At 49.6% G+C, this 5,352-nt stretch carries 5 protein-coding genes, 4 tRNA genes and 1 pseudogene; 7 read left to right on the top strand and 3 right to left on the bottom strand.

Translation table 11 applies throughout. From position 1 onward, the window contains the following. A partial coding sequence (locus tag OGY37_RS05045) for a hypothetical protein (protein WP_286620271.1) occupies window positions 1-203 on the bottom strand: 203 nt, incomplete at its 3' end. 63 nt (window positions 204-266) lie between these two features. Here OGY37_RS05045 and murB point away from each other — a divergent pair. Both murB and birA read left to right on the top strand, forming a co-directional pair. Further along, the gene (gene murB / locus OGY37_RS05040; protein WP_286620269.1) at window positions 267-1,295 is read left to right on the top strand and encodes a UDP-N-acetylmuramate dehydrogenase; all 1,029 of its coding nucleotides are present in this window, start codon (window positions 267-269) and stop codon (window positions 1,293-1,295) included. Continuing rightward, complete coding sequence (gene birA, locus OGY37_RS05035) at window positions 1,292-2,254, top strand: bifunctional biotin--[acetyl-CoA-carboxylase] ligase/biotin operon repressor BirA (RefSeq protein WP_286620266.1); 963 nt, start codon at window positions 1,292-1,294, stop codon at window positions 2,252-2,254. The genes murB and birA overlap by 4 nt, the downstream gene beginning before the upstream one ends. A 31-nt stretch (window positions 2,255-2,285) precedes the next feature. Here birA and coaA read toward each other — a convergent pair whose 3' ends face one another. Then, on the bottom strand, window positions 2,286-3,236 hold the full coding sequence (gene coaA / locus OGY37_RS05030; RefSeq protein ID WP_003031107.1) for a type I pantothenate kinase: 951 nt from the start codon (window positions 3,234-3,236) through the stop codon (window positions 2,286-2,288). 290 nt (window positions 3,237-3,526) lie between these two features. Continuing rightward, window positions 3,527-3,607: pseudogene (locus OGY37_RS05025) on the bottom strand (hypothetical protein); the annotation flags it as partial. Window positions 3,608-3,626: 19 nt separating this feature from the next. Here OGY37_RS05025 and OGY37_RS05020 point away from each other — a divergent pair. From OGY37_RS05020 to tuf, 5 genes are all read left to right on the top strand, one after another. Continuing rightward, window positions 3,627-3,702 (top strand) — tRNA-Thr (locus OGY37_RS05020). Window positions 3,703-3,710: 8 nt separating this feature from the next. Next, window positions 3,711-3,795 (top strand) — tRNA-Tyr (locus tag OGY37_RS05015). Between the two features lie 114 nt (window positions 3,796-3,909). Further along, window positions 3,910-3,984: transfer RNA gene (locus OGY37_RS05010), tRNA-Gly, on the top strand. A gap of 5 nt (window positions 3,985-3,989) precedes the next feature. Continuing rightward, window positions 3,990-4,065: transfer RNA gene (locus OGY37_RS05005), tRNA-Thr, on the top strand. Between the two features lie 118 nt (window positions 4,066-4,183). Then, window positions 4,184-5,352: elongation factor Tu (tuf, locus tag OGY37_RS05000; protein WP_049014834.1), on the top strand; the 1,169-nt coding region annotated here is incomplete at its 3' end.

The raw sequence follows: 5,352 nt of genomic DNA, 5'->3' as shown, positions 1-5,352 counted from the left end.
GCATCAATTAAAGTGAAGAAGCCCATCCTGCCGGATGGGCTTTTTTGCGTCTGTGCGGGATGAAAACCGCCGGATGCGGCATGCCGCCTTATCCGGCCTGCAGGGGCTGGGCTGAACGTATTTTGTAGGCCTGATAAGCGCAGCGCATCAGGCACATCACATCGCAGCACCATCGGGTGCAAAGCAATATCCAAAACCTCCATAACACAAGCCTTCCTGCGGCATATGCGGTAAACTAGGCGCGATTTTGCATCAGGAAAGCGTCTATGAATCACTCCCTTAAAGCCTGGAACACCTTCGGTATCGATCAGCAAACGAATGAACTTGTCTGCGCCGAAAATGAACAACAATTACTGAATGCCTGGCAATCAGCCAATGCATCGCATCATCCAGTACTGATCCTGGGCGAAGGGAGTAACGTCCTGTTTCTTGATACCTTCCAGGGTACGGTGATCGTCAATCGTATTAAGGGTATTGAGATTACAGAACAACCTGATGCGTGGCATTTGCACGTAGGTGCGGGTGAAAACTGGCATCATCTGGTCCAGCATACGTTGCAGCTTGGTATGCCTGGGCTGGAAAATCTGGCGCTTATCCCAGGCTGCGTGGGTTCATCGCCAATCCAGAATATAGGTGCCTATGGCGTAGAGCTACAGCGCGTCTGCGAATACGTAGACTGCGTTGAGCTGTCGACTGGCAAACATCTGCGTGTTGGTGCAGCAGAATGTCGTTTTGGTTATCGTGACAGCATCTTCAAACATGAATACCAGGATCGCTTCGCAATTATTGCTGTTGGTTTACGCTTGTCTAAACAGTGGCATCCGGTACTGACCTATAGCGATCTGACGCGCCTGGATCCTACAACGGTGACGCCTCAGCAAGTTTTTGATTCTGTCTGCCATATGCGCACGACAAAACTGCCCGATCCGAAAGTAAACGGTAATGCAGGAAGCTTCTTTAAAAACCCGGTTGTCACCGCAGAGATTGCGCAAGAGCTCCTGGCAAAATTCCCAACAGCACCTCATTACCCGCAGGCTGATGGCTCTGTGAAACTGGCAGCAGGCTGGCTGATCGATCAATGCCAGCTAAAAGGCATGCGCATTGGTGGCGCAGCGGTACATCAACAGCAGGCACTGGTGCTAATCAATGCAGACAATGCGACGAGTCAGGATGTGGTGCAACTTGCACATCATGTACGTCAAAAAGTCGGTGAGAAATTTAATGTCTGGCTCGAACCAGAGGTCCGGTTTATTGGCCCGCAGGGTGAAATGAATGCTGTGGAGATCATTGCATGAAGGATAATACCGTCCCTCTGACGCTTATTTCATTACTCGCTGACGGCGAATTTCATTCCGGTGAGCAGCTCGGTGAAAAGTTGGGAATGAGCCGTGCCGCAATCAATAAGCATGTCCAGACGGTACGCGACTGGGGGGTTGATGTCTTTACTGTTCCAGGTAAAGGATACAGCTTACCGGAGCCTATCCAACTATTAGATGCTTCACTTATTCATTCTCAACTGGATGGTGGAAATATCACAGTCCTGCCGGTTATCGACTCAACCAATCAGTACCTGATGGACCGAATAGGTCAACTGGAGTCAGGGGATGCCTGTGTCGCTGAATATCAGCAAGCCGGGCGCGGCCGCCGTGGTCGCAAATGGTTTTCACCGTTTGGTGCCAACCTGTACCTTTCAATGTTCTGGCGGTTGGAACAAGGACCGGCTGCCGCGATTGGCCTGAGTCTGGTTATTGGTATCGTCATGGCTGAGGTTTTACGCGATCTGGGCGCAGAGAAGGTACGTGTAAAATGGCCCAACGACCTCTATTTGCTCGACCGTAAGCTGGCAGGGATCCTGGTTGAACTGACCGGTAAGACAGGGGATGCCGCGCAGATTGTTATCGGTGCGGGTATTAATATGTCCATGCGCCGGGTTGAAGAAAATGTGGTTAATCAAGGCTGGATTAACCTGCAGGAAGCGGGCATTAACATTGATCGCAATACCCTTGCTGCCCGACTGATACGTGAGTTGCGTGCTGCGTTAGTGCTCTTTGAGCACGAAGGTTTAGCGCCGTATCTGTCTCGCTGGAAGAGACTGGATAACTTTATCGACCGTCCGGTCAAACTTATTATTGGTGATAAAGAAATATTTGGCATCTCACGTGGAATAGACGCGCAAGGTGCATTATTGCTTGAACAAAATGGCGAGATCAAACCCTGGATGGGTGGAGAAATATCGCTAAGAAGCGCTGAGTAATAAGAAGGGGAGCTGTTGCTCCCCTTCTTATTTATTTTCTCAACCTGACTTGCTCAACGGCATGATTGGCACTTTTCGTCATGATTAAGCTTGCTCGCTCACGCGTTGGTAATATATTTTGTTTTAAATTCAGCCAGTTAATCTCTTTCCATAACGATGTGGCGGTGTTGATAGCCTCATCTTCTGATAATTTTGCATAGTTATGGAAATAAGAGTCCGGGTTGGTAAACGCCCCTTCACGGAATTTCAGGAAACGGTTGATATACCACGTCTGGAGTAATTCTTCTGGCGCATCAACATAAATAGAAAAGTCGACAAAGTCAGAAACAAATACATGATGCGGATCGTGAGGATAGTCCATCCCGCTTTGTAATACATTTAGCCCTTCGAGTATTAATATGTCGGGCTGGGCAACGGTTTTGTCGCCATCAGGGATCACATCATAGATGAGATGGGAATAGACCGGCGCCGTGACGTTAGGTACGCCTGATTTCAGATCGGAAACGAATTTAACCAAGCGATGCATATCATAGGACTGGGGGAAGCCTTTCTTCTTCATCAGTCCACGATCTTTCAATACCTGGTTAGGGTGGAGAAAGCCATCGGTAGTAATCAACTCGACCTTGCGATGCTCGGGCCAGCGACTGAGCAAAGCCTGCAAAACACGCGCAGTCGTACTTTTACCGACGGCGACGCTGCCAGCAATGCTAATAATATAAGGAATACGCTCGCCATTCGTGCCTAAAAATTGCTCCAGCACGGCCTGACGTCGCAGGTTCGAACTGATGTAAAAGTTTAGCAAACGCGAGAGAGGCAAATAAATCTCGGCAACTTCTTCCAGCGATAAGTCTTCGTTAATGCCTTTAAGACGAGCAATCTCTTCCTCGGTCAGGGTCATCGGCACGGAATCACGAAGCGCAGCCCACTGGTTGCGATCAAACTGTAGGTAAGGCGACGTTAACGCTTGCTCTTTTATACTCATACGCATGGTCTGGCTGTCATTGCTATATCAGGTCTGCGGTAAAAAACGAAATCATCCCCGGTACGCAATGGCACGCACATTTCAGTTAATTTGGACAATGGGCAGGAGGGTAACACCAGATGGGGGGGAATAATAAGAAAAAATCATCCTCTGAAATGCAATGTGACGAGTATTCCAGATGTATAAAGATGTGCTTTCTCTCTATCAAAGCGTACCTGCCGGAGCAAAATTCCTCTCTGAGGAGGCACCTGGCGTTGGAAATTTGTTCAATCCAAAGAGGAAATAGATTATTTATCGGTCGTATAGTGCAAAATGTGAGCGATAGAACATTTTATGCAATTTTTTAGTTGCATGAGTGCGCATGTCTCCATAAAATGCGCGCTACTTGATGCCGACTTAGCTCAGTAGGTAGAGCAACTGACTTGTAATCAGTAGGTCACCAGTTCGATTCCGGTAGTCGGCACCATCAAGTCCGGTGGGGTTCCCGAGCGGCCAAAGGGAGCAGACTGTAAATCTGCCGTCACAGACTTCGAAGGTTCGAATCCTTCCCCCACCACCACTTTCTGGCAGCGTTATCGCCGCCTGAGTTGATTAAAAAATTAATCAGCTCGAACAGAAAAGAGAGAGATCTCTTTTTTGTTGCAGAAAGAACTGGGTAGCCGAGTTTCAGGATGCGGGCATCGTATAATGGCTATTACCTCAGCCTTCCAAGCTGATGATGCGGGTTCGATTCCCGCTGCCCGCTCCAGACGTGCTGATATGGCTCAGTTGGTAGAGCGCACCCTTGGTAAGGGTGAGGTCCCCAGTTCGACTCTGGGTATCAGCACCACTTCACTTCTCCTTCCCGTTTCTCTCTGTTTACTTTTAAAAGCATTCAACAGCTCAGGTATATTGCCTGGTTGATGTGGTGATATCACCGATTTATCCGTGTCTTAGAGGGACAATCGATGTCTAAAGAAAAATTTGAACGTACTAAACCGCACGTTAACGTCGGTACTATCGGCCACGTTGACCATGGTAAAACAACGCTGACCGCTGCAATCACTACCGTTCTGGCTAAAACCTACGGCGGTGCTGCTCGCGCATTCGACCAGATCGATAACGCGCCGGAAGAAAAAGCTCGTGGTATCACCATCAACACTTCTCACGTTGAATATGACACCCCGACTCGCCACTACGCACACGTAGACTGCCCGGGCCACGCCGACTATGTTAAAAACATGATCACCGGTGCTGCGCAGATGGACGGCGCGATCCTGGTTGTTGCTGCGACTGACGGCCCGATGCCGCAGACTCGTGAGCACATCCTGCTGGGTCGTCAGGTAGGTGTTCCGTACATCATCGTGTTCCTGAATAAATGCGACATGGTTGATGACGAAGAGCTGCTGGAACTGGTAGAAATGGAAGTTCGTGAACTTCTGTCTCAGTACGATTTCCCGGGCGACGACACTCCGATCGTTCGTGGTTCTGCTCTGAAAGCGCTGGAAGGCGAAGCAGAGTGGGAAGCGAAAATCATCGAACTGGCTGGCTTCCTGGATTCTTACATCCCAGAACCAGAGCGTGCGATTGACAAGCCGTTCCTGCTGCCTATCGAAGACGTATTCTCCATCTCCGGTCGTGGTACCGTTGTTACCGGTCGTGTAGAGCGCGGTATCATCAAAGTTGGTGAAGAAGTTGAAATCGTTGGTATCAAAGAGACTGCTAAGTCTACCTGTACTGGCGTTGAAATGTTCCGCAAACTGCTGGACGAAGGCCGTGCTGGTGAGAACGTTGGTGTTCTGCTGCGTGGTATCAAGCGTGAAGAAATCGAACGTGGTCAGGTACTGGCTAAGCCGGGCTCTATCAAGCCGCACACCAAGTTTGAATCTGAAGTGTACATTCTGTCCAAAGACGAAGGCGGCCGTCATACTCCGTTCTTCAAAGGCTACCGTCCGCAGTTCTACTTCCGTACTACTGACGTGACTGGTACCATCGAACTGCCGGAAGGCGTAGAGATGGTAATGCCGGGCGACAACATCAAAATGGTTGTTACCCTGATCCACCCGATCGCGATGGACGACGGTCTGCGTTTCGCAATCCGTGAAGGCGGCCGTACTGTTGGTGCGGGCGTTGTTGC

Source organism: Citrobacter sp. Cpo030 (genome assembly GCF_030333005.1).
GTDB classification, from domain to species: Bacteria; Pseudomonadota; Gammaproteobacteria; order Enterobacterales; family Enterobacteriaceae; genus Citrobacter; species Citrobacter portucalensis.
The sequence above is the reverse complement of the archived record's forward strand: the minus strand, read 5'-3'. Positions and strand labels throughout refer to the sequence as shown.

Excerpts from the sequence above, each read along its gene's own strand:
- murB (WP_286620269.1), top strand. The coding sequence starts at position 267 with ATGAATCACTCCCTTAAAGCCTGGAACACCTTCGGTATCGATCAGCAA.
- coaA (WP_003031107.1), bottom strand. The coding sequence starts at position 3,236 with ATGAGTATAAAAGAGCAAGCGTTAACGTCGCCTTACCTACAGTTTGAT.
- birA (WP_286620266.1), top strand. The coding sequence starts at position 1,292 with ATGAAGGATAATACCGTCCCTCTGACGCTTATTTCATTACTCGCTGAC.